The organism is Rhodobacter viridis, assembly GCF_003217355.1.
Taxonomy (GTDB): Bacteria; Pseudomonadota; Alphaproteobacteria; order Rhodobacterales; family Rhodobacteraceae; genus Rhodobacter; species Rhodobacter viridis.
The window spans coordinates 64,301-86,916 of the sequence record NZ_QJTK01000003.1; the positions used below are offsets into that span (position 1 = coordinate 64,301).

The 22,616-nt window shown below is 63.3% G+C and carries 33 protein-coding genes; 30 read left to right on the plus strand and 3 right to left on the minus strand.

Annotated features, from left to right (window positions below; translation table 11 throughout):
* Positions 1-171: 171 nt before the first annotated feature.
* The 30 genes from rpmC (at position 172) to C8J30_RS05900 (ending at position 20,487) form a co-directional block, all read left to right on the plus strand.
* Complete coding sequence (gene rpmC / locus C8J30_RS05755) at positions 172-372, plus strand: 50S ribosomal protein L29 (protein ID WP_013066053.1); 201 nt, start codon at positions 172-174, stop codon at positions 370-372.
* An 11-nt stretch (positions 373-383) separates the two neighbouring features.
* On the plus strand, positions 384-617 hold the full coding sequence (gene rpsQ, locus C8J30_RS05760; protein WP_013066054.1) for a 30S ribosomal protein S17: 234 nt from the start codon (positions 384-386) through the stop codon (positions 615-617).
* Positions 618-708: 91 nt separating this feature from the next.
* Positions 709-1,077, plus strand: a complete 369-nt coding sequence (gene rplN / locus C8J30_RS05765; RefSeq protein WP_013066055.1) for a 50S ribosomal protein L14 — start codon at positions 709-711, stop codon at positions 1,075-1,077.
* The gene (rplX, locus tag C8J30_RS05770) at positions 1,077-1,385 is read left to right on the plus strand and encodes a 50S ribosomal protein L24 (protein WP_110804777.1); all 309 of its coding nucleotides are present in this window, start codon (positions 1,077-1,079) and stop codon (positions 1,383-1,385) included. Before rplN ends, rplX begins: the two co-directional genes overlap by 1 nt.
* On the plus strand, positions 1,385-1,942 hold the full coding sequence (gene rplE / locus C8J30_RS05775; RefSeq protein WP_110804778.1) for a 50S ribosomal protein L5: 558 nt from the start codon (positions 1,385-1,387) through the stop codon (positions 1,940-1,942). Before rplX ends, rplE begins: the two co-directional genes overlap by 1 nt.
* A 15-nt stretch (positions 1,943-1,957) precedes the next feature.
* Positions 1,958-2,263 carry a 30S ribosomal protein S14 gene (rpsN, locus tag C8J30_RS05780; protein WP_013066058.1) on the plus strand — a complete coding sequence of 102 codons (306 nt, stop codon included), beginning with the start codon at positions 1,958-1,960 and terminating at the stop codon, positions 2,261-2,263.
* A gap of 12 nt (positions 2,264-2,275) precedes the next feature.
* Entirely contained in the window at positions 2,276-2,674 is a 399-nt protein-coding gene (rpsH, locus tag C8J30_RS05785; RefSeq protein ID WP_181420791.1) for a 30S ribosomal protein S8, read from the plus strand.
* A gap of 10 nt (positions 2,675-2,684) precedes the next feature.
* Complete coding sequence (rplF, locus tag C8J30_RS05790; protein ID WP_110804779.1) at positions 2,685-3,218, plus strand: 50S ribosomal protein L6; 534 nt, start codon at positions 2,685-2,687, stop codon at positions 3,216-3,218.
* Positions 3,219-3,229: 11 nt separating this feature from the next.
* On the plus strand, positions 3,230-3,589 hold the full coding sequence (rplR, locus tag C8J30_RS05795; protein ID WP_013066061.1) for a 50S ribosomal protein L18: 360 nt from the start codon (positions 3,230-3,232) through the stop codon (positions 3,587-3,589).
* A gap of 114 nt (positions 3,590-3,703) precedes the next feature.
* Complete coding sequence (gene rpsE, locus C8J30_RS05800) at positions 3,704-4,261, plus strand: 30S ribosomal protein S5 (RefSeq protein WP_110804780.1); 558 nt, start codon at positions 3,704-3,706, stop codon at positions 4,259-4,261.
* Between the two features lie 12 nt (positions 4,262-4,273).
* Positions 4,274-4,465: a 50S ribosomal protein L30 gene (rpmD, locus tag C8J30_RS05805; RefSeq protein WP_013066063.1), complete on the plus strand. Its 192-nt coding sequence runs from the start codon at positions 4,274-4,276 to the stop codon at positions 4,463-4,465.
* Positions 4,466-4,551: 86 nt separating this feature from the next.
* Positions 4,552-4,887 (plus strand): ribonuclease E inhibitor RraB, encoded by a 336-nt coding sequence (locus C8J30_RS05810; protein WP_181420792.1) that lies wholly within the window; start codon positions 4,552-4,554, stop codon positions 4,885-4,887.
* Positions 4,888-5,132: 245 nt separating this feature from the next.
* A complete protein-coding gene (locus C8J30_RS05815; RefSeq protein ID WP_146227865.1) occupies positions 5,133-5,336 on the plus strand; it encodes a hypothetical protein in 204 nt (67 codons plus the stop codon).
* Positions 5,337-5,494: 158 nt separating this feature from the next.
* Entirely contained in the window at positions 5,495-5,965 is a 471-nt protein-coding gene (gene rplO, locus C8J30_RS05820) for a 50S ribosomal protein L15 (RefSeq protein ID WP_110804783.1), read from the plus strand.
* Positions 5,966-6,068: 103 nt separating this feature from the next.
* Complete coding sequence (gene secY, locus C8J30_RS05825; protein ID WP_110805016.1) at positions 6,069-7,439, plus strand: preprotein translocase subunit SecY; 1,371 nt, start codon at positions 6,069-6,071, stop codon at positions 7,437-7,439.
* 11 nt (positions 7,440-7,450) lie between these two features.
* Positions 7,451-8,104: an adenylate kinase gene (locus C8J30_RS05830; protein WP_110804784.1), complete on the plus strand. Its 654-nt coding sequence runs from the start codon at positions 7,451-7,453 to the stop codon at positions 8,102-8,104.
* A gap of 181 nt (positions 8,105-8,285) precedes the next feature.
* Positions 8,286-8,654: a 30S ribosomal protein S13 gene (gene rpsM / locus C8J30_RS05835; RefSeq protein ID WP_013066069.1), complete on the plus strand. Its 369-nt coding sequence runs from the start codon at positions 8,286-8,288 to the stop codon at positions 8,652-8,654.
* A gap of 14 nt (positions 8,655-8,668) precedes the next feature.
* Positions 8,669-9,058: a 30S ribosomal protein S11 gene (gene rpsK / locus C8J30_RS05840; protein ID WP_013066070.1), complete on the plus strand. Its 390-nt coding sequence runs from the start codon at positions 8,669-8,671 to the stop codon at positions 9,056-9,058.
* A gap of 118 nt (positions 9,059-9,176) precedes the next feature.
* Positions 9,177-10,193 carry a DNA-directed RNA polymerase subunit alpha gene (locus C8J30_RS05845; protein ID WP_110805017.1) on the plus strand — a complete coding sequence of 339 codons (1,017 nt, stop codon included), beginning with the start codon at positions 9,177-9,179 and terminating at the stop codon, positions 10,191-10,193.
* 128 nt (positions 10,194-10,321) lie between these two features.
* The gene (gene rplQ, locus C8J30_RS05850) at positions 10,322-10,741 is read left to right on the plus strand and encodes a 50S ribosomal protein L17 (RefSeq protein WP_110804785.1); all 420 of its coding nucleotides are present in this window, start codon (positions 10,322-10,324) and stop codon (positions 10,739-10,741) included.
* Between the two features lie 181 nt (positions 10,742-10,922).
* Complete coding sequence (locus tag C8J30_RS05855) at positions 10,923-11,534, plus strand: autoinducer binding domain-containing protein (protein ID WP_110804786.1); 612 nt, start codon at positions 10,923-10,925, stop codon at positions 11,532-11,534.
* Between the two features lie 57 nt (positions 11,535-11,591).
* The gene (locus tag C8J30_RS05860) at positions 11,592-12,899 is read left to right on the plus strand and encodes a replication-associated recombination protein A (protein WP_110804787.1); all 1,308 of its coding nucleotides are present in this window, start codon (positions 11,592-11,594) and stop codon (positions 12,897-12,899) included.
* A 31-nt stretch (positions 12,900-12,930) separates the two neighbouring features.
* Positions 12,931-13,308, plus strand: a complete 378-nt coding sequence (gene crcB, locus C8J30_RS05865; RefSeq protein ID WP_110804788.1) for a fluoride efflux transporter CrcB — start codon at positions 12,931-12,933, stop codon at positions 13,306-13,308.
* Complete coding sequence (locus tag C8J30_RS05870; protein WP_110804789.1) at positions 13,305-14,372, plus strand: RluA family pseudouridine synthase; 1,068 nt, start codon at positions 13,305-13,307, stop codon at positions 14,370-14,372. The genes crcB and C8J30_RS05870 overlap by 4 nt, the downstream gene beginning before the upstream one ends.
* Positions 14,369-15,025: an HAD-IA family hydrolase gene (locus C8J30_RS05875; RefSeq protein WP_110804790.1), complete on the plus strand. Its 657-nt coding sequence runs from the start codon at positions 14,369-14,371 to the stop codon at positions 15,023-15,025. The genes C8J30_RS05870 and C8J30_RS05875 overlap by 4 nt, the downstream gene beginning before the upstream one ends.
* The gene (locus C8J30_RS05880) at positions 15,022-15,735 is read left to right on the plus strand and encodes an ATP12 family chaperone protein (protein ID WP_110804791.1); all 714 of its coding nucleotides are present in this window, start codon (positions 15,022-15,024) and stop codon (positions 15,733-15,735) included. Before C8J30_RS05875 ends, C8J30_RS05880 begins: the two co-directional genes overlap by 4 nt.
* A 220-nt stretch (positions 15,736-15,955) precedes the next feature.
* A complete protein-coding gene (locus C8J30_RS05885; protein WP_110804792.1) occupies positions 15,956-16,972 on the plus strand; it encodes an amino acid ABC transporter substrate-binding protein in 1,017 nt (338 codons plus the stop codon).
* A 126-nt stretch (positions 16,973-17,098) separates the two neighbouring features.
* Positions 17,099-18,379 (plus strand): amino acid ABC transporter permease, encoded by a 1,281-nt coding sequence (locus C8J30_RS05890; RefSeq protein ID WP_110804793.1) that lies wholly within the window; start codon positions 17,099-17,101, stop codon positions 18,377-18,379.
* A gap of 1 nt (position 18,380) precedes the next feature.
* Positions 18,381-19,685 carry an amino acid ABC transporter permease gene (locus tag C8J30_RS05895; RefSeq protein ID WP_110804794.1) on the plus strand — a complete coding sequence of 435 codons (1,305 nt, stop codon included), beginning with the start codon at positions 18,381-18,383 and terminating at the stop codon, positions 19,683-19,685.
* Between the two features lie 10 nt (positions 19,686-19,695).
* Entirely contained in the window at positions 19,696-20,487 is a 792-nt protein-coding gene (locus tag C8J30_RS05900; RefSeq protein WP_110805018.1) for an amino acid ABC transporter ATP-binding protein, read from the plus strand.
* Positions 20,488-20,563: 76 nt separating this feature from the next.
* Here the strand turns inward: C8J30_RS05900 and C8J30_RS05905 are convergent, their stop codons facing one another.
* Genes C8J30_RS05905 through argB form a run of 3 tightly spaced genes read right to left on the minus strand, consistent with a single transcriptional unit; the run spans position 20,564 to position 22,583 of the window.
* Positions 20,564-21,085: a SixA phosphatase family protein gene (locus tag C8J30_RS05905; RefSeq protein ID WP_110804795.1), complete on the minus strand. Its 522-nt coding sequence runs from the start codon at positions 21,083-21,085 to the stop codon at positions 20,564-20,566.
* A complete protein-coding gene (locus C8J30_RS05910; protein ID WP_110804796.1) occupies positions 21,082-21,708 on the minus strand; it encodes a ferredoxin in 627 nt (208 codons plus the stop codon). Before C8J30_RS05910 ends, C8J30_RS05905 begins: the two co-directional genes overlap by 4 nt.
* The gene (gene argB / locus C8J30_RS05915; protein WP_110804797.1) at positions 21,705-22,583 is read right to left on the minus strand and encodes an acetylglutamate kinase; all 879 of its coding nucleotides are present in this window, start codon (positions 22,581-22,583) and stop codon (positions 21,705-21,707) included. Before argB ends, C8J30_RS05910 begins: the two co-directional genes overlap by 4 nt.
* Positions 22,584-22,616 lie beyond the last annotated feature (33 nt).

Genomic DNA, 22,616 nt, shown 5'->3' on the forward strand with positions numbered 1-22,616 from the left:
CTTTCATTCGGGGCTTGCTCCGGCGGGCGCTTTCCTGTAGGCAGCGGCATCCGCGCGCCGGTCCCTTCGGGAATCGGCCGTGGCTTACATAACCCACCGGACCACGGGTCACCCCAAGTGTGCATCACGCACCCAAGCGGGGCCTTCCGGTGCCAGACAAGGAACCCTGGGATGAAAGCCCAAGATCTCAAGGCGAAGACGCCTGACGAGCTCCGCGACGCGCTTGTCGCGCTCAAGAAGGAAGCCTTCAACCTCCGCTTCCAAGCCGCCACCAACCAGCTGGAAAACACCGCCCGCATGCGCGCCGTCCGTCGTGACGTTGCCCGCGTGAAGACGGTGCTGAACCAAAAAGCTGCTGAAGCCGCGAAGTAAGGAGACTTCCGATGCCCAAACGTATCCTTCAAGGGGTCGTGACCTCGGACAAGAACGATCAGACGATCACTGTCCTCGTGGAACGCCGCTTCAAGCATCCGCTGCTGCAAAAAACGGTGCGGAAATCGAAGAAATACCGCGCGCATGACGCGCTGAACCAATTCAAGACCGGTGACACCGTCCGCATCGAGGAATGTGCGCCGATCTCGAAGACGAAACGCTGGACGGTCGTCGTCGAGGCCTGAGGAAACTCAGGCCCGGCGATGAACTTTTCAGTTCATCGAAACCCTGGGACGACTACCTGCATAGCCGTTCCCAAAGGTCGGGAGTAACAACATGATCCAGATGCAGACCAATCTGGATGTCGCTGACAACTCCGGCGCTCGCCGAGTTCAGTGCATCAAGGTTCTGGGCGGTTCGCACCGCCGCTACGCATCCGTGGGCGACATCATCGTGGTGTCGGTCAAGGAGGCGATTCCGAAAGGCCGCGTGAAGAAGGGGGATGTCCGCAAGGCCGTCGTCGTTCGCACCGCCAAGGAAGTCCGTCGCGAAGATGGCACCGCCATCCGCTTCGACCGCAACGCCGCCGTCATCCTGAACAACCAGGGCGAACCGGTCGGCACCCGTATCTTCGGGCCGGTCGTTCGCGAACTGCGCGCGAAGAACTTCATGAAGATCATCTCGCTTGCGCCGGAGGTGCTGTGATGGCTGCGAAACTCCGCAAGGGCGACAAGGTCGTCGTGCTGACCGGCAAGGACAAGGGCAAGCAAGGTGAAATCACCGCTGTCATGCCCAAGGACAACAAGGCCGTCGTCGAAGGCGTCAATATGGCGATCCGCCATCAGCGTCAGACCGCGAATGCGCAGGGCGGCCGCACGCCGAAGGCGATGCCGATCGACCTGTCGAACCTCTCGCTGATCGACGCGAACGGCAAGGCGACCCGCGTCGGCTTCCGGATCGAAGCCGATGGCACCAAGGTCCGTTTTGCCAAGACCACCGGGGAGGCGATCTGATGCTCGACCAAGCCACCTATACCCCGCGTCTGAAGGCGCTTTATGCCGCCTCGATCCGCGCTGCGATGAAAGAGCAGTTCGGCTACAAGAACGACATGCAGATCCCCAAGATCGAAAAAGTCGTTCTGAACATGGGCGTCGGCGAAGCCGTCAAGGACACCAAGAAAGTCAAGCAAGCCGCTGAAGAGCTGACGCTCATCGCCGGTCAGAAGGCTGTCATCACCAAGGCCAAGAACTCGATCGCCGGGTTCCGCGTCCGTGAAGAGATGCCGCTGGGCTGCAAGGTGACCCTGCGCGGTGACCGGATGTATGAATTCCTCGACCGTCTGATCAACATCGCCCTGCCGCGCGTGCGCGACTTCCGCGGTGTGAAGCCCAGCTTCGACGGCCGTGGCAACTTCGCGATGGGTCTCAAGGAACATATCGTGTTCCCGGAGATCGACTTCGACAAGGTCGACGAAGTGCTCGGGATGGACATCATCATCTGCACCTCGACCCAGGTCGATGCCGAAGCGAAGGCGCTGTTGAAAGCCTTCAACATGCCTTTCAACGCCTGATCGCGGAGAGAATTTATGGCCAAGAAATCCATGGTTGAACGCGAAGTGAAGCGCGCCAAGCTGGTGAAGCAATTCGCCAACAAGCGCGCCTCGCTCAAGGCGATCATCGAAGATCAGTCCCGCCCGATGGAAGAGCGCTTCAAGGCGACTCTGAAACTGGCGGAACTCCCCCGCAACTCGTCGGCCGTGCGTCTGCACAACCGTTGCCAACTGACCGGCCGTCCCCACGCTTACTACCGTAAGCTCAAACTCTCGCGGATCATGCTGCGTGACCTGGCCTCGTTCGGCCAGATCCCCGGCATGGTGAAGTCGAGCTGGTAAGGGAGACCGGGAATGTCCATGAACGATCCCCTCGGCGATATGCTGACCCGCATCCGCAACGCGCAACTGCGCGGCAAGTCCACCGTGAAAACCCCGGCGTCGAAACTGCGCGCCTGGGTGCTCGATGTGCTCGCAGCGGAAGGCTACATCCGTGGCTATGAGAAAACGACCTCGACCGAAGGCCATCCGGAGCTCGAGATCAGCCTGAAGTACTTCGAAGGCACCCCGGTGATCCGCGAAATCCATCGCGTGTCGAAGCCGGGCCGCCGGGTCTATGCTTCGGTCAAGGAAATCCCGTCGGTCCGCAACGGCCTCGGCGTTTCCATCGTCTCCACGCCGAAAGGCGTCATGACGGACGCGGCTGCGCGCACTGCCAATGTTGGCGGTGAAGTGCTCTGCACCGTGTTCTAAGGAGGGAAGCATGTCTCGTATCGGCAAGAAACCGGTCGAAATGCCCAAGGGCGTCAGCGCGACGCTTTCGGGTCAGACCATCGAAGTGAAGGGGCCGAAAGGCACCCGCAGCTTCACCGCCACCGACGACGTGACGGTTGCTCTCGACGGCTCGACCGTCACCGTGACCCCGCGCGGCACCTCGAAACGTGCCCGCCAGCAATGGGGCATGGTGCGTTCGATGATCGAGAACCTCGCCATCGGCGTCTCCACCGGCTTCAAGAAAGAGCTCGAAATCCAGGGCGTGGGTTACCGCGCTGCGATGGCGGGAAATGTTCTGAAGCTCTCGCTCGGCTATTCGCATGAAGTCAACTTCGAGGTGCCCGCTGGCGTGACCATCGCCACCCCGAAGCAGACCGAAATCACCATCGAAGGCATCGACCAGCAACTGGTCGGCCAGGTGGCCGCGAACATCCGCGAATGGCGTCGTCCCGAGCCCTACAAGGGCAAAGGGATCCGCTACAAGGGCGAGTTCATCTTCCGCAAGGAAGGCAAGAAGAAGTAAGGGGCGCGAAAATGGCGAACAAGAAGAGAGAGCTGTTCCTCAAACGCCGCCTGCGCGTCCGGAACAAACTGAAGGCGATGGCCAATGGCCGCGCCCGTCTGTCGGTGCATCGCTCGTCGAAGAACATCAGCGTCCAGCTGATCGACGACGTCAAAGGCGTGACGATTGCTGCGGCGTCGACTCTGGAAAAAGAGTTCGGCTTGGTTGGCAAGAACAACGTCGAAGCGGCCACCAAGATCGGTGCCGCGATCGCCGAGCGTGCGAAGAAAGCCGGTGTCGAAGAGTGCTACTTCGACCGTGGCGGCTTCCTGTTCCACGGGAAGATCAAGGCTCTGGCCGACGCAGCCCGCGAAGGCGGTCTGAAGTTCTGAGCCCGGTGGGGGGCGCTTGCGCCCTCCCGATGATCCGGGGGCGGTCCCTTTGGGGCTGCCCACCTGGATTGGTACAACGGCGTGGACCCACGCCATTCACGAAAGGAATGCCTGATGGCAGAACGTGAAAACCGCCGGGAGCGTCGCGCCGAGCGCGAAGAGACCCCGGAATTCGCCGATCGTCTGGTTGCGATCAACCGCGTGTCGAAAACCGTGAAGGGTGGTAAGCGCTTCGGCTTCGCTGCGCTCGTCGTGGTGGGTGACCAGCGTGGTCGCGTCGGCTTCGGCAAGGGCAAGGCCAAGGAAGTGCCGGAAGCGATCCGCAAGGCGACCGAACAGGCGAAGCGCTCGCTCGTTCGCGTGCCGCTGCGTGATGGCCGCACCCTGCACCATGACATCGAAGGCCGTCACGGCGCTGGCAAAGTGGTGATGCGGACGGCTCCGGCCGGGACCGGGATCATCGCCGGTGGTCCGATGCGCGCCGTGTTCGAGATGCTGGGCGTTCAGGACGTGGTCGCGAAGTCGATCGGGTCGCAGAACCCCTACAACATGATCCGCGCCACCATCGACGGTCTGAAACTGGAAGCCTCGCCCCGCAACGTCGCGGCGCGCCGTGGCAAGAAAGTGGCCGACATCCTGCCGAAGACCGCCGCTGAAGCGGCCGAAGCCTGAGGAGTGTGAGAGATGGCGAAGAAAACCATCGTCGTGCAACAGGTGGCCTCGGCCGCCCGTCGTCCGGCCATCCAGACCGCGACCCTCAAAGGTCTCGGCCTGAACAAGATCCGCCGCACCCGTGAGCTGGAAGACACTCCGGCCGTCCGTGGCATGGTCAACAAGATCTCGCACCTCGTGAAGATCATCGAAGAGCGCGGCTGAGCGTCCTTCGCGAAGATTGAGGAACGCCCCGGGTATCCCCCGGGGCGTTTTTCGTTTAGGACGGTGGGGCAACCAAGGAGGCGATGATGGACCTGAAGCAGCAGAAAGCCGAGACCGAACAGGTGTTTCGGGAAATCCAGTCGATGGAATCGCTGCCCGAGAAGGCCTGCATCAACTTCCAGTTCGTCACCGACGAGCCGAAGGCCGACTGGGACGGCTTTACCGAGGCCGCCGAGGCCGCGGGCTATTCGGTCGAATGGTATGAAGCTGATGACGAGGACGACGAGGATTGCCTCGAGATCACCACGGGTCCGGTGGTGCTGACCTTCGAGACCCTCTGGGCCGAGGAAGAGAAGCTGACGCTGATGGCCGCGATCTACGGTTTCATCGCCGACGGCTGGGGGTTCTTCGAGGAGGAGTGATATCGACCGGCAGGTTGCAGAGCATGACGAAAAGGTCATTTAATTCGTGTTCTGGCGCTGAGGCTGTCTATATTTTGCGTTGGGGTCGGAGGCTGGCGCCATATGAGGTGGGACGCTTTCGCGAAAGGAAGAGGGCACCCACCTGAGGCAGGTAGTTTTCTACCCGCAGCTTGTGAAGGGGTTGCGACTCGCGGTAATGTATCGCTGCGGAGCGGAGGCACACACTATAGCGAGGAGTGTGTCCCGTGGTCCCCGACAAGAAGCCGTCCCTCAAAGTCCTGACGTTCGACCTGATCTCTCAGGCAGAGCTATCGTTCGGTTTCTTCCGCGGAAGAGGACTCGGCGCCGTGCTTTTGGCTCTGGTCGCTCTGGTCTTTCTCACACTGCCGGAAAGCTCGATTGTAACTCTTGTGGGGGCGGCGAGGGAGTATGTGCAGGCGAGCAGGTGATCTGGGGCGATCATCGGCCAAGGCGTGACAGCTAGTGCTTGCGGGATTTCCTCGCTCCCGCTATACGCCCACGGTGGCTCTGCCACAGAATCAACAACAAACGCCGCGTGTGCTCCGGTTTCGCTTCCGGGGGCATCTTCCGGCAAAGGAGAAGCGACATGAAACTCAATGAACTCCGCGACAACGCGGGTGCGGCCAAGAAATCCAAACGCGTTGCGCGTGGTCCGGGTTCGGGCAAGGGCAAGACCGCTGGCCGTGGTATCAAAGGTCAGAAATCGCGTTCGGGCGTCGCTCTGGGCGGCTACGAAGGCGGTCAGATGCCGCTCTATCGGCGTCTGCCGAAGCGTGGCTTCAACAAGCCGAACCGCAAGGCTTTCGCCGTCGTCAACCTCGGCCTGATCGAGAAATTCATCGGCCTCGGCAAGCTCGACGCCTCGGCGCCGATCACCGACGATATCCTCGTTGCCGCTGGTCTGACCTCGCGCAAGCGTGACGGCATCCGCGTTCTCGCCAAGGGCGAAATCACCACCAAGGTCACGCTGGTTGTGACCGGCGCCTCCGCCGCGGCCGTTGAAGCCGTCGCGAAAGCCGGTGGCACGCTGACCGTTGCTGCGGCCGCTGCCGAATAATCGGTTGTGAACGGGCCTTGGCCCGCTTACATAGGCAACAGTTTTCCAGGCGCCGCCGACCGGGGAACGGTCTGGCGGCGCTTCTCGCATGAAAGAGACGGGCATGGCATCTGCTGCAGAGCAAATGGCGGCGAACCTGAGCTGGTCGGCCTTGGGCAAGGCCTCCGACCTCAGGGCGCGCATCTTCTTCACCATCGGGCTGCTGATCATCTACCGGCTCGGAACCTATATCCCGGTGCCCGGCATCGATGCTGACGCGCTGCGGAGCTTCATGGAACGCGCCTCGCAGGGGATCGGCGGCATGCTGTCGATGTTCACCGGCGGCGCGCTGGGGCGGATGGGCGTCTTTGCGCTTGGCATCATGCCCTATATTTCGGCCTCGATCATCGTTCAGCTTCTGACTGCGCTCGTGCCCGCGCTCGAGCAGATGAAGAAGGAAGGCGAGCAGGGCCGCAAGAAGATCAACCAGATCACCCGCTATTCGACCGTCGGTCTGGCGACGTTCCAGGCCTGGGGTCTGGCCACCAGCCTTTACAACGGCGGCATGGCGAACGAGTCGGTGCCGCATCTGTTCTTCATCTCTTCGGTGGTGGTGACGCTGGTCGGCGGTACGATGTTCCTGATGTGGCTCGGCGAGCAGATCACCGCGCGCGGTATCGGCAACGGTGTCTCGCTGATCATCTTCGTCGGCATCGTCGCGAACATCCCGCACGCCGCGGCGACCTTCTTCGCGCAGGGCCGGGCGGCCGGGAACACCTCGATCCCGATCACGATCGGCGTGTTGGTGATGGTGATCGCCGTCATCGCCTTCGTCGTCTTCATGGAACGGGCGCTGCGCAAGATCCACATCCAGTATCCCCGCCGTCAGGTGGGCATGAAGATCTATGACGGCAGCTCCTCGCACCTGCCGATCAAGGTCAACCCGGCGGGCGTCATCCCGGCGATCTTCGCCTCGTCGCTGCTGCTTCTGCCCACCACGATCTCGACCTTCTCGGGCGACAACACCGGCCCGATCATGTCGACGATCCTCGCCTATTTCGGCCCCGGTCAGCCGCTCTATCTGGCGTTCTATGCGGGCATGATCGTGTTCTTCGCCTATTTCTACACGGCGAACGTCACCTTCAAATCCGACGAAGTGGCCGAGAACCTGAAGAATCAGGGCGGCTTCATTCCCGGCATCCGTCCGGGCAAGAAGACCGAAGACTACCTCGACTATGTCGTGGCCCGCATTCTGGTGATCGGCTCCGCCTATCTGGCGCTGGTTTGCCTGCTGCCCACGATCCTGCAAACGGAACTGCATGTTCCGTTCTACTTCGGCGGCACCTCTGTGCTGATCGTGGTCTCGGTGACGATGGACACGATCAACCAGATTCAGTCGCATCTTCTGGCGCATCAATATGAGGGGCTCATCGAGCGGTCTCAGCTGCGCGGCAAACGCAAATCGGCCACGAAGAAGGCGCCCACCCGGCGCTGAGGGAGGAAAGCATGGCCAATATCATCCTGCTGGGGCCGCCCGGCGCAGGCAAGGGCACCCAGGCCCGCAAGCTCGTTGACGAACGGGGCATGGTGCAGCTGTCGACCGGCGACATGCTGCGCGAGGCCAAGACCTCGGGCACCGAAATGGGCAAGAAGGTCGCCGAAGTGATGGACCGCGGCGAACTCGTCACCGACGAGATCGTCATCGGCCTGATCGAGGAAAAGCTCTCGTCCGGTCAGGGCAACGGCTTCATCTTCGACGGCTTCCCGCGCACGCTGCCGCAGGCGGATGCGCTCGGGCGGCTCTTGGCGAAGATCGGCCAGAAGCTCGACGCCGTGATCGAGATGCGCGTGGATGACGAGGTGCTGGTGCACCGGATCTCGGGGCGCTTCACCTGCGGCAAGTGCGGCGAAGTCTATCACGACGCCACGAAGCCCACGAAAGTGGCGGGCACCTGCGATGTCTGCGGCTCGACCGACCTGCGTCGGCGCGCCGATGACAACGAGGAAAGCCTGCGCACCCGGCTGATGGAGTATTACAAGAAGACCTCGCCGCTGATCGGCTACTACTATCACGCGGGCGATCTGTTCGGTGTCGATGGTCTGGCCGAAATCGACGACGTGGCGGCCTCGGTCGCGGCCATCCTCGATCAGCAAGTCTGAGGCGTGTTACCGCTTGACCTGCGCCAAAATAGCCTCTAGGTCGCGGTGTCTCGCATGAGAATCGCCCGAATCTCCGGAATGCCGGAGGTTCGGGCGTTAAGCCGTCCGGAGAGGTGATTTTCCGGACAAGTTGTGAAAAAAGGTTCTGGCACCACGGAACCGCAACGAAAGGAAGCACGCTTTGGCACGTATTGCTGGCGTCAACATTCCGACCGGGAAACGCGTCCCGATCGCTCTTCAATACATCCACGGCATCGGCCCGATGTTTGCCAAGCAAATCGTCGAAGCCGTCGGCATCGCCGAAGCGCGTCGGGTGAACGAACTGACCGACGCCGAAGTGCTCGCCATCCGCGAATACATCGACGCGCATTTCACCGTCGAAGGTGACCTGCGCCGCGAAGTCTCGATGAACATCAAGCGTCTGATGGACCTTGGTTGCTACCGTGGCCTGCGTCACCGCAAGAACCTGCCGGTTCGCGGTCAGCGCACCCACACCAACGCCCGTACCCGCAAGGGCCCGGCGAAACCGATCGCCGGCAAGAAGAAGTAAGGGGAGGGTAGCACATGGCTCGTGACAAGACTCGCGTCAAACGCAAGGAACGCAAGAACATCGCCGCTGGTGTGGTGCATGTGAACTCGTCGTTCAACAACACCAAGATCCTGATCTCGGACGTGCAAGGCAACGCCATCTCGTGGTCGTCGTCGGGCACCATGGGCTTCAAGGGCTCGCGCAAATCGACCCCCTATGCCGCGCAGATGGCCGCCGAAGACGCTGCCCGCAAGGCGCAGGAACACGGCCTGAAAACCGTGGACGTCGAAGTGCAGGGCCCGGGTTCGGGCCGTGAGTCGGCGCTGCGCGCGCTGGCTGCGGTTGGCCTCAACATCACCTCGATCCGGGATGTGACGCCGATCGCCCACAACGGCTGCCGTCCGCCCAAGCGCCGCCGCGTCTAATCAACTGTGTTAAGCCGGGCCGTGCGGGGTGTCCTCGCGCGGCCCGGTCAGTTTCGTTTTTTCCTCGGGCGTTCCGGGCAAGGGACATGGGTCCGGAACAAGAATGGAGGCAGAGCGCATGATCCACAAGAATTGGGCCGAGTTGATCAAGCCGACGCAGCTTGAAATCAAGGCGGGCAACGATCCGCAACGGCAAGCCACCGTCATCGCGGAACCGCTGGAGCGCGGCTTCGGTCTGACGCTGGGCAACGCGCTGCGCCGCGTGCTGATGAGTTCGCTTCAGGGCGCGGCCATCACCTCGGTGCAGATCGACAACGTGCTGCACGAGTTCTCCTCGGTCGCGGGCGTGCGTGAAGACGTCACCGACATCATCCTGAACCTCAAGGGCATCTCGCTCAAGATGGACGTCGAAGGGCCGAAACGCCTCTCGATCTCGGCCAAGGGTCCGCGCGTCGTGACCGGCGCCGACATCTCTGAATCGATGGGCATCGAGGTTCTGAACAAGGACCACGTGATCTGCCACCTCGACGATGGCGCCGACGTGTTCATGGAACTGACCGTGAATACCGGCAAAGGCTACGTGGCCGCCGACAAGAACCGTCCGGAAGATGCGCCGATCGGGCTTATCCCGATCGATGCGATCTATTCGCCGGTGAAGAAGGTCGCCTATGACGTGCAACCGACCCGCGAAGGTCAGGTGCTCGACTATGACAAGCTGACGATGAAGATCGAAACCGATGGCTCGCTGACGCCGGAAGACGCGGTGGCCTATGCTGCGCGCATCCTGCAAGACCAGCTGTCGATCTTCGTGAACTTCGAAGAGCCGGAATCGGCCTCGAAAGCCGATGCCGACGACGGGCTCGAGTTCAACCCGCTTCTGCTGAAGAAAGTGGACGAGCTGGAACTGTCGGTCCGTTCGGCGAACTGCCTCAAGAACGACAACATCGTCTATATCGGCGATCTCATCCAGAAGACCGAAGCCGAGATGCTCCGCACCCCGAACTTCGGCCGCAAGTCGCTCAACGAGATCAAGGAAGTGCTCTCCTCGATGGGGCTGCACCTCGGCATGGAAGTCGAGGATTGGCCGCCGGAGAACATCGAAGATCTCGCGAAGCGCTTCGAAGACCAGTTCTGATCTTTCGGGGGGCGGTAACGCCCCCCGGCAAATGCCGGGAAGACCGGGAACCCTGGGCAATGATGCCCCAACGAAGCCCCCCGCACGCACGGGGCGCAACACAAAGCACAACGCAATAGGAGACCATCATGCGTCACGCTCGCGGCTACCGCCGTCTGAACCGCACCCACGAACACCGCAAGGCGCTGTTCGCCAACATGTGCGGCTCGCTCATCGAGCACGAACAAATCAAAACCACCCTGCCGAAAGCCAAGGAACTGCGTCCGATCATCGAAAAGCTGATCACGCTGGCCAAGCGCGGCGACCTGCACGCGCGCCGTCAAGCGGCCGCGATGCTGAAGCAGGACAAGGACGTGGCCAAGCTCTTCGAAGTGCTCGGGCCGCGTTACAAGGACCGCAACGGTGGCTACACCCGCGTTCTGAAAGCCGGCTTCCGCTATGGCGACATGGCCCCGATGGCCTTCATCGAATTCGTCGAGCGTGATGTCTCGGCGAAGGGCGCGGCTGACAAGGCCCGTGAAGCGGCTTTCGAAGCTGCCGACGAATAAGGCATCCACAAGTAAAAGGGAAAACCCGCCCCTTGAGGCGGGTTTTCTTTTTCGCGTGGCCTGCAATGCAGGGTTGAAATTGTATCGAAACGCTTCAGAAATGCGGCGGAAACGCGCCAAAAGCAACCAAACAACAGCAATTGGCAGTTGATCTTTTGCCGCTTCACTTGTCTAAAAAGACATGTCCATTCACGTCGAAATCAACAAATGCCTGCGGGAAATCGGTCGTGTTGCGACGGATGGCTATTTCATTGGTCTGCACATCCGTTTTGCCGCGCCGATCATGCAGTTTCAGACCTATCCCGACGCCTGGACGGACCATTACACCCGACAAGCCTATGCGCTGCGCGATCCGACGATCGCCTGGGGCTTCTCGCAAGAGGGGGCATCCCGGTGGAGCGAGTTCGGCCTGCCTGACCCGTTCAACATCCTCGGCGAGGCGCGGAAATTCGGGCTGAATTACGGGGTGACGGTGTCCTGCGGACCGGTCACCTCGCGCACTATCGCGTCTTTCACGCTGCGGAACCGCGAGTTCCGCGATGACGAGATCGAGTTGATCGCGCAGCAGATCCGGCGTCTGCATGAGCTGTCGCAGCCGCCGGAAGCCCTGACCAAGGCGCAGATCGAGGCGCTGCGCTGTGTCGCGGCCGGGGATCGCCATGCGGCGGCGGCGGCGAAGCTGGGCATCACGCAATCGGCCTTCAAGGCGCGGCTTCTGTCGGCGCGCGAACGTCTGATGGCGCGCACCACCGCCGAGGCGATCCAGCGCGCCAAGGAATACCGGATGCTGTAAGCTTTTCCGATCTTTCGCCCTTTCGCGGCGAAGGCGGGATGGTATTCTGGCACGGTCATGCCCGATCTTTTCGACACATCCGCACCCAAGGGGGCCGAGGCTCCGCGGCCACTCGCTGACCGCATCCGCCCGCAGCATCTGTCCGAGGTGATCGGCCAGACCCATGTGCTTGGCCCGGAGGGGCCATTGGGGGCGATGCTGGCGGCGCAGTCGCTCGGCTCGGTGATCCTCTGGGGGCCGCCCGGCGTTGGCAAGACGACGATCGCCCGGCTGCTCGCACATGAGACTGACCGCGCCTTCGTGCAGATCTCGGCGATCTTTTCCGGCGTGCCCGAACTGCGCAAGGTCTTCGACGCGGCGAAGCTGCGGATGGGGCAGGGGCGGGGGACGCTGCTTTTCGTCGATGAAATCCACCGCTTCAACAAGGCGCAGCAGGACAGTTTCCTGCCGCATATGGAGGACGGCACCATCCTTCTGGTCGGCGCCACCACCGAAAACCCGAGCTTCGAGCTGAACGCCGCGCTTTTGTCGCGGGCGCAGGTGATCGTGCTGGAGCGGCTCAGCCTTGCCGATCTCGAACGGCTGGCGCAGCGGGCGGAGCAGGCGATGGGCAAGGCCCTGCCGCTGAAAGCCCCGGCGCGCGAGGCGCTTCTGGAAATGGCCGATGGCGATGGCCGCGCCGCGCTCAACCTGATCGAGCAGGTGATGGCGTGGAAGCTGTCGGCCCCGCTCGATACCGAAGCGCTCTCGACCCGGCTGATGCGACGGGCGGCAAATTACGACAAGTCGGGCGACGGCCATTACAACCTGATTTCGGCGCTGCACAAATCCGTCCGCGGTTCCGACCCGGATGCCGCGCTGTACTGGTATTGCCGCATGCTGGAGGGCGGCGAGGATCCCCGCTTCATCGCCCGGCGCCTGACCCGGATGGCGGTCGAGGATATTGCGCTGGCCGATCCGCAGGCGCAGACGCAATGCCTGCACGCCTGGGAGACCTATGAACGGTTGGGCTCGCCCGAGGGCGAACTCGCGCTGGCGCAAGCGGTGATCTATCTTGCGCTCGCGCCGAAATCGAACGCGGGCTATGTCGCCTACAAGGCCGCCCGCGAGGCCGCCCGCAAGACTGGCTCGGCCCCGCCGCCCAAGCACATCCTCAACGCCCCCACCCGGCTGATGGAGGAACAGGGCTTCGGCGCGGGCTATCACTACGACCACGACGCCGAGGACGGCTTCTCGGGCCAGCATTATTTCCCCGATGGCATGAAGCGGCCGGTCTTTTACAGCCCGGTCGAACGCGGCTTTGAACGCGAGTTGAAGAAGCGCGTCGACTGGTTCGCGAAGCTGCGCGAAAAGCGCGGCAGTTGACATTGGCCGCGCGGGGGGCAAAGGAAACCGGATGATCCAGACCCTGCTTTTCGTTGCGCTTGGCGGTGCCCTCGGCTCCGCGCTGCGCTATCTCGTCAATGTCTCGCTGCCGCGGCTCATGGGCCACGGCTTCCCCTATGCCACGATGGTGGTGAATGTCGTCGGCAGCTTTGCCATGGGGGTGCTTGTCGTCGTTCTGGCGATGAAGGGCGGCAACCGCTTCGCCCCCTTCCTGATGACCGGGATCCTGGGCGGCTTCACCACCTTCTCGGCCTTTTCGCTGGATGCGGCGAAGCTCTGGGAAGCGGGCGAGGTGACCACGGCCGCAAGCTATGTCGTCGGCACGGTGGTTCTGGGTCTGGCAGCACTTTTCGCGGGCATGGCGTTCGCACGGGGGTTTTTCGCATGAGTTCGGTGCAACTGATCAAGGTGACCGAGGATGAGGGCGAAAGCCGTCTGGACCGTTGGCTGAAGAAGAAATTCCCGGTCCTGACCCAGGGCGCGGTGGAAAAGATGTGCCGCACCGGGCAGGTACGGGTCGATGGCGGCCGGGTGAAGGCCTCTGACCGGATCGGGCCGGGCATGGAAGTCCGCGTGCCGCCGCTGCCCGAGGCCGGGGCGAAGGCGCCTGAAAGCCGCTCGGAAGCACGGCGCGAGGCGACGCAGATCTCGCCCGCGGACGAAAAGATGATCCAGGCTGCGGTGCTCTGGAAGGATGAACACATCATCGCGCTGAACAAGCCTGCCGGGCTGCCCTCGCAGGGGGGCTCGGGGCAGGGGGATCGGCATGTGGACGGGCTGCTTGATGCGCTGAAGTTCGGCTACAAGGACCGGCCGAAGATGGTGCACCGGCTCGACAAGGACACGTCCGGCGTGCTGCTCATTGCCCGCACCGACCGCGTCGCCCGGGCACTGTCGGAGTCGTTCCGGTTGAAGACCACCCGCAAGATCTATTGGGCGGCGGTGGCGGGCGTGCCGAGCCCGAAGAAGGGCACGATTCGCTATGGTCTGGTGAAGGCCCCCGGCCACGGTCGCGGCGGCGAGGGCGAGAAGATGATCTGCATCCACCCGTCGAAGGTTGATTCGACGCCGGATGCGAAACGCGCCACCACCGATTTCGCGGTGATCGACGGGCTGGGAAGTCGCGTTTCATGGGTCGGTCTGGTGCCGATCACCGGCCGCACGCACCAGTTGCGCGCGCATATGGCGGAACTTGGCCATCCGATCGTCGGCGATGGTAAATACGGCGGCTCGGGGCAGGAGAACCTGGGCGACGGCTGGGGCTCGCAGCTGGGGGGCGAGCTTTCGCGCAAGCTGCACCTGCATGCGCGCACGATTTCCTTCGACCATCCGATCACCAAGAAGCGCGTCACCATCACCGCGCCGCTGCCCGATCACATGGTGCGGACCTGGAAGACGCTGGGCTGGATCGAAGGCGAAGCGCCGCTCGACCCGTTCGAGGACGATCGATGAAGCTTGCGATCTTCGATGTCGACGGCACGATCAGCGACAGTCAGGCGCATATTCTGGCCGCGATGACCGAGGCGTTCCGGGCCGTCGGGCTGACCCCGCCGCCGCCCGCGGCGGTGCTGGCGATCGTCGGCCTGTCGCTGCCCGTCGCGCTGGCCCGGCTCGCGCCCGATCAGGACGCGGCGACGCAGGCAGCGGTGGTGGCCGCCTACAAGGCCAGCTATTTCACCGGCCGCGCCGCGCAGCCTGCGCCGCTTTACCCCGGCGCGAAGGACTGTCTTTTGCATCTCGCCGCGCGCGAGGATTGGCTCTTGGCCATCGCCACCGGCAAGTCGCGCCGGGGCGTGACTGCGCTGATCGCCCATCACGGGCTCGAGGGTCTTTTCACCTCGTCGCAGGTGGCCGACGACCATCCGTCGAAGCCGCATCCCTCGATGGTGCTGGAAGCCCTGCGGGTGGCGGGGGTTGAGGCGAAAGACGCTGTGATGATCGGGGATACCACCTACGACATCGAGATGGGCCGCGCCGCGGGTGTGGCGACGATCGGGGTCAGCTGGGGCTATCACCCTGTTTCGGAATTGAAAAAGGCCGGTGCCGGGCGGATCGTCGAGAGTTTCGCCGAACTGGAACAGGCCTTGCAGGAGGGTCTTGCATGAGTGGCTGGAGCGCAAAACGGTTCTGGAAAGCGGCAACGGTCGAGCCCTGCGAGGGCGGTTTCACGGTGAAGCTCGATGGGCGCGCGGTGAAGACCCCGGCCAAGGCGGCGCTGGTTCTGCCGACCCGGGCGATGGCGGAAGCCGTGGCCGCCGAATGGCAGGCGCAGGGCGAAAAGGTCGATCCGACGACGATGCCGGTGACGCGCTCGGCCAATGCGGCGCTCGACAAGGTGCGCGCGCAGCAGGCCGAAGTGGCCGAACTGATCGCGGCGTATGGCGAGACCGATCTGCTCTGCTACCGCGCCAAGGCCCCCGAAGAGCTGGTGGCGCTGCAGGCCGCGGCGTGGGATCGCTGGCTCGATTGGGCCGACAGCCGCTATCAGGCGCGGCTGATCGTGACCGCGGGCGTGCTGCCCGTCGCGCAGCCTGCGCAGGCGCAACTGGCGCTCGCGGCCCGGGTCTCGGCTTGCGACATCTGGGAGCTGGCGGCGCTGCATGATCTGGTCGGCATCACCGGCTCGCTGGTGCTGGGTCTGGCCGTCGCCGAGGGCGAGATCGACGCCGATGAAGCCTGGCGGCTGTCGCGCATCGACGAGGAGTGGCAGATCGCGCAATGGGGCGAGGACGAGGAAGCCGCCGAGATGGCCGCGCTGAAGAAGCAGGCGCTCGCCCATGCCGGACGATTCTGGATACTGCGGCATACCGCCTGAACCTCTTCACCAGGGCGCGTCTGCGGTCTTTGCGATGCGCGCAGGGCGGGCATTTGCTCGTGGAATGGGCAGTTGCGACACCGAAAATTACTCAGGCGTCTTGACCAATTCCTGCGTATTTGCGCAAACTCCGGCAGCCGGTCATGATCGGCACAGAACTTGCAGACCCGTTAAGGGCACTCTCACCGCCGCAACGGCGGCAACTCAGGAAGAGGTAAACATGAAAAAATCCGTATTCTTCGGCACGGTCGCGCTGGTCGCCCTCGTGGCGGGCGCAGCTTCGGCCTCGACGCTCGATGACGTCAAGGCCCGCGGCCAGCTGATCTGCGGCGTCAACCCGGGCCTGACGGGTTTCGGCGCGCCGGATGCGAACGGGAACTACCAGGGCTTCGACGTGGCCGCCTGCAAGGCCGTTGCCGCCGCCGTTCTGGGCGACCCGATGAAAGTGCAATACAAGGCCCTGACCGGCGAGACGCGCTTCACCGCGCTTGCCTCGGGCGAAGTCGACATGCTTGCTCGCAACTCGACCTGGACCTTTGGCCGTGACACCGAGCTCGCGCTCGATTTCGTCGCCGTCAACTACTACGACGGTCAGGGCTTCATGGTGAACAAATCGCTCGGCGTCAGCTCGGCCAAGGAACTCGATGGCGCCACCGTCTGCGTGCAGACCGGCACCACCACCGAGATGAACCTCGCCGACTACTTCAAGTCGAACAACATGACCTATACGCCGGTGAACATCGCCGATGACGCCGAAGGTCAGCAGAAGTTCCTCGCCGGTGCCTGCGACAGCTACACCACCGACGCTTCGGGTCTGGCCGCCTCGCGCGCGACGATGCCGAATGCCGCCGACATCGTGATCCTGCCCGAGATCATCTCGAAGGAACCGCTGGCGCTGGCCGTTCGTCACGGCGACAACAACTGGGGCGATATCGTGCGCTGGAGCTTCTACGCGCTCGTCGCCGCCGAGGAATACGGCATCACCAAGGCGAACCTTGAAGAAGTGGCCGCTTCGACCCAGAACCCGGAAATCCGCCGTCTGCTCGGCCTCGAAGGCGACATGGGCAAGAAGATCGGTCTCGACAATGATTTCGCCAAGCGCGCGATCATGGCCTCGGGCAACTACGGCGAGATCTTCGAAGCCAATATCGGGGCCTCCACCTCGATCGGTCTGGCTCGCGGTCTGAACGCGCAGTGGACGCAAGGCGGGCTGATGTACGCCCCGCCGTTCCGCTGATCCAACCCACCGATGCGGCCGGGAGTCCTCCCGGCCGCATTTTGCATTTCAAGGACGGTCTGTCGGGGCACAAGTCCCGAACGCAGTCGGCGCAAAGCCGCGGGACAGATCGGACAGGGGAAAACCATGGCACTCGCTAGTGACCCGCCGAAAGATGGCTTTCGGCTCTCGATGCTCATTTACGACACGCGGTTCCGCTCGATCACCATCCAGATCGTGGTGCTGCTGTTGTTCCTCGCCGGCCTCGTCTGGCTCTTGCACAACGCCTATGTGAACCTCGAGGCGAAGGGCAAGGATTTCGACTTCCACTTCCTGTGGACGCGCGCGGGCTATGACCTTGCGCAGACGTTGATCCCCTATTCGAACGACGACACCCATTTCCGGGCGCTGATCGAAGGGCTGTTGAACACGCTGCTGGTCTCGGTTCTGGGCTGTATCCTGGCCACGGTGCTGGGAACGGTGATCGGCGTGCTGCGACTGTCGCACAACTGGCTCGTGGCGCGGATCATGACGGTCTATGTCGAGACCTTCCGCAACATCCCGCTGCTTCTGTGGATCCTGCTCATGGGCACGATCCTGGCCGAGACCCGGCCGGTGCCAAAGGACTTCCGCGTCACCGAGGCGATGAAGGCCGCGGGCGAGGAACCCAAGGCCTCGATGTGGCTCTTCGACTCGATCGCGGTGACGAACCGCGGCACCAACGTGCCTGCCCCGGTCTTCGACAACTCGCTCGGAGTGGTCGATATCGGCTGGAACCTGCCCGTCAGCCTGAACGCGCTTGCGGTGATCGCGGTCATGGCGGCCTCGTTCTGGGGCTGGCGTCGGTTCATGGCCCGCGCGAAAGCGGTGCAGGAAACCACCGGCCGTCGCCCCGTGACCTGGTGGCCGAGCCTGCTGATCCTTTTCGCGCCGATCATCGCGCTGCTTTATGCGCTCGGGTTCCATCTGGATTATCCCAAGATCACCAAGTTCGACTTCACCGGCGGCTTCCAGATGCTGCATTCCTTCACCGCGCTGCTGATCGCGCTGACGCTTTATACCGCCGCCTTCATCGCGGAAATCGTGCGGGCGGGGATTCAGGCGATCTCGAAGGGCCAGTCCGAGGCGGCCTATGCGCTTGGCCTGCGTCCGGGCCGGACCATGAGCCTCGTGATCCTGCCGCAGGCTTTGCGGGTGATCGTGCCGCCCTTGATCTCGCAGTTCCTGAACCTGACGAAGAACTCGTCGCTCGCCATCGCGGTCAGCTACATGGACCTGCGCGGCACGCTGGGCGGCATCACGCTGAACCAGACCGGCCGCGAACTCGAATGCATGCTCTTGATGATGCTGATCTATCTGACCATCAGCCTGACGATCTCGAGCCTGATGAACATCTACAACAAATCGATCAAGCTGAAGGAGCGGTGAGATGAGCGATACCTCTTTCGTCCGCACCGAGATGCTGCCGCCGAAACCCGCGCCCGTGTCGCAGGTGGGCGTGGTCAAATGGATGCGGGAAAACCTGTTCTCGGGTCCGCTCAACACCGCGCTGACGGTCTTTGGCCTGCTGGTCACGGCCTGGCTGGTGCAGGCGGGGGCGCCCTGGTTGATCCACGGCGTCTGGAACGCGAATTCGCTGACCGAGTGCCGCACGATCATCGCCGAGCGGTGGGGGCCCGAGGCCACCGGCGCCTGCTGGGCGATCATCCGGGTGCGCTGGAACCAGTTCCTGTTCGGCTTCTATCCGGTCGAGGAATACTGGCGGCTGTTTCTGACCTTCGCCGGGCTGTTCCTTGCGCTCGCCCCGGTGCTGTTTGACGCGCTGCCGCGCAAGCTGATCTGGGGCACGCTGCTTTACCCGCTCGTGGCGTTCTGGCTGCTCTGGGGCGGGCCGGTCTGGGGGCCGGTGGGCGTGCTCGTCGGCTTTGCGCTGATGGGCCTCGCCTTCACCAGGCTCGCACCGAAGCTGGGCGTGCCGGTTGCGGCCGGGGCGGGGCTGATCCTGGCCGCGGTGGTCTGGCTTTACGCTGTAGGCCCGTTCGAGAGCGCGATGCAGTCGGTTCTGCCGCTCGCCCTGCCCGAGGTGGTCAGCGACAAGTTCGGTGGCTTCCTGCTCGCGCTGGTGATCGGGGTGACGGCGATCGTCGTCTCGCTGCCGCTCGGCATCCTGCTCGCGCTCGGGCGGCAGTCGGACATGGTGATGGTGAAGGCGCTCTCGGTCGGCATGATCGAATTCATCCGCGGCGTGCCGCTGATCACGCTGCTCTTCACCGCCTCGCTGCTGCTGCAGTATTTCCTGCCGCCGGGAACGACGTTTGACCTGATCCTGCGCGTGGTGATCCTCGTGACGCTTTTCGCCGCGGCCTATATCGCCGAGGTGATCCGGGGCGGTCTGGCGGCGCTGCCGCGCGGCCAATATGAGGCGGCCGATGCGCTGGGGCTCGATTACTGGCAGGCGCAGCGGCTTATCATCATGCCGCAGGCGCTGAAAATCTCGATCCCCGGCATCGTGTCGAGCTTCATCGGGCTGTTCAAGGATACGACGCTGGTGACCTTTGTCGGGCTTTTCGACCCGCTCAAGGGCATTTCGGGCGTCGTGCGCTCCGACATGGCGTGGAAGGGCACCTATTGGGAGCCCTATATCTTCGTCGCCGTCATCTTCTTCCTCTTCAACTTCAGCATGTCGCGGTATTCGATGTATCTCGAACGCAAGCTGAAGCGTGACCACCGATAAGGAGGCGCTCATGTCAGAGCCCAGCTATGACCACGCGGTCGACCGCAGCCACATGAAGGTCAGCGACGAGGTCGCGATCCAGATCAGCCAGATGAACAAGTGGTACGGCCAGTTCCACGTTCTGCGCGACATCAACCTCACCGTGAACCGGGGCGAGCGCATCGTCATTGCCGGGCCTTCGGGCTCGGGCAAGTCGACGATGATCCGCTGCATCAACCGGCTCGAGGAACACCAGTCGGGCAAGATCATCGTCGATGGCATCGAACTGACCTCGGATCTGAAGAACATCGACAAGGTGCGCTCGGAAGTGGGGATGGTGTTCCAGCACTTCAACCTGTTCCCGCATCTGACGATCCTCGAAAACCTGACGCTGGCGCCGATCTGGGTGCGCAAGGTACCCAAGCGCGAGGCCGAGGAAACCGCGATGTATTACCTGCAGAAGGTGAAGATCCCGGAGCAGGCGCATAAATATCCGGGGCAGTTGTCGGGCGGCCAGCAGCAGCGGGTGGCGATTGCGCGCTCGCTGTGCATGAAGCCGAAGATCATGCTGTTCGACGAGCCCACCTCGGCGCTCGATCCCGAGATGATCAAGGAAGTGCTGGATACGATGATCCAGCTCGCCGAGGAAGGCATGACGATGCTCTGCGTGACCCACGAGATGGGCTTTGCGCAGGCGGTCGCGAACCGGGTGATCTTCATGGCGGACGGGCAGATCGTCGAGCAGAACAACCCGCATGACTTCTTCCACAACCCGCAATCGGAGCGGACGAAGCAGTTCCTGAGCCAGATTCTGGGACACTGAAGGGTGGGGGCGCTGCCCCCACACCCCCGAGGTATTTGGGGCAAGATGAAAGGGCGGCCGTCGGGCTGCCCCTTTCTTATTTGCCGCGGCTGGCGGGCAGGAAGAAGTCGAGCATCGAGCCTTGGCCGAGCGCGACTTGCGACCAGTCATCGATCTGGAAATCGACGATCAGCGTGGCGCAGGTCGGATATTTGCGGAAATCCGGATCGTAGTTCGGTCGCGACGGCAGCGAGGCGGCGAAATCGGCAATGCCCGGGTTATGCGCGATCAGCATCACCGTGGAGGCGGTCGCCGTCTTCAGCACGGCCAGCAGCGTTTCGGGCGTGGCCTGATAGAGGCTGTCGATGTAATGCACGTCGGGCCGGGTCTCGATCACGGCCGAGGCGACACCTTCCCAGGTTTCGCGGGTGCGCAGCGCGGTCGAGCACAGCACCTCCTCGGGTTCGAGCCCGCGCGAGGCGAGGAAATCGCCCAGCTCATGCGCCGCGGCCCGGCCACGCGCGTTCAGCGGGCGGTCGGCATCGGCCATCAGGGGATCGTCCCAGCTCGATTTCGCATGGCGGGTGAGGATCAGGCGACGGTGTCCGGGGGGGGTCATCTGTGGAAGTGCCTCATGTGCCAAGCGGATTGTTTTTCCAGCCTGCCATAGCTTTGACCCGGGGGGCAAGAGCGGCGCACGAGGCAACCTGCAGAAAGGCAATTCTGCCCTTCCCCGGTGTTGAGGAAGGCGTGGCAGGCGGGGACGTCATAGCCCTGTGCAGACAGGGCGCCGCAGGGGCAGGCCGTCGTGCAGGGCGCGGCGCAGCCCGTGCAGGGGTGTTTTGACGCAGGGGGCAGGGAAAGCCTTTCGGGCAGCGCCAGAGCCCCCCGAAACGAGGTCCAAAGACCCATCCGCGCCTGCACAAGCATCTGCACCGGCGCGGAAAAAGCCTGTCCCGACTCGGTTGCCCAGCGAAAGAACGGCGGGTAGGGCGGCCCGTCCGAGGGAAAGACCGCGCGCCCGCCGAAGGCTGTGGCAAGCGCCCCGATCACCCGCTTCGACCAGCGGTCGAGCGGATCGGCGGCGCCATCGGCAAATTCCGGCTCTGCGGTGACATGGTGCCAGAAGCCGGGCTCGTCAGGGGAGAGGAGGAGGATCGTCTCCTCCTGCGCGTGGACCATCCCCGCCACGAACAGCTTGTCCGCGGCAAGGGCTTCGGTCAGGGCAAGCGGCAGGTTCACCGGCGGCGCGGCTTGACCCGCGTCAGCGTCGACCGGATCATCGAGCCCGCCCCGTGTTCGGTGAGAAGTTCGAGCAGACAGGCATTCGCCACCCGGCCATCGAGGATGACCACGGCGCGCACGCCCTCCTTGACCGCCTTCAGCGCGGTTTCGACCTTCGGGATCATGCCGCCCGAGATCGTGCCATCCTCGATCAGCGCATGCACCTCGTCGGGGCTCATCTGGGTGATGACCTCGCCCGCCTTGTTCTTGACGCCCGCGACATCGGTCAGAAGCAGCAGCCGGTCGGCCTGCAGCGCCCCCGCGATGGCGCCCGCGGCGGTGTCGCCGTTGACGTTGAAGGTCTCGTTGTCGTTCACGCCCGTCGCCACCGGGGCGATCACCGGAATGAGCCCGGCGCCATAAAGGTCGCGCACGATCTGCACGTTCATCTCGACCGGCTTGCCGACGAAGCCGAGTTCCGGATCGTCCGCCTCGCAGACCATCAGATCGTCGTCCTTGCCGGAGATGCCGACGGCACGGCCGCCCTGATCGTTGATCGCCTGCACGATGCGCTTGTTGACAAGGCCCGAGAGGATCATCTCGACCACCTCGACCGTGGCCTTGTCGGTGACCCGTTTGCCGCGCACCCAATCCGACTTGATGCCGAGCTTGGCCAGCATCTCGTTGATCATCGGGCCGCCGCCATGCACGACGACCGGGTTCATGCCGACCTGCTTCATCAGCACGACATCGCGGGCGAATTCCGCCATCGCCTCGTCGTCGCCCATGGCATTGCCGCCGAATTTCACCACCACCACCGCACCGGTGTAGCGCTGCAGATAGGGAAGCGCTTCGGAAAGCGTTTTCGCGGTGGCGATCCAGTCACGGTCCATCGTCTGTTTTCTCATCAGGGGCCCTCGGGGAAG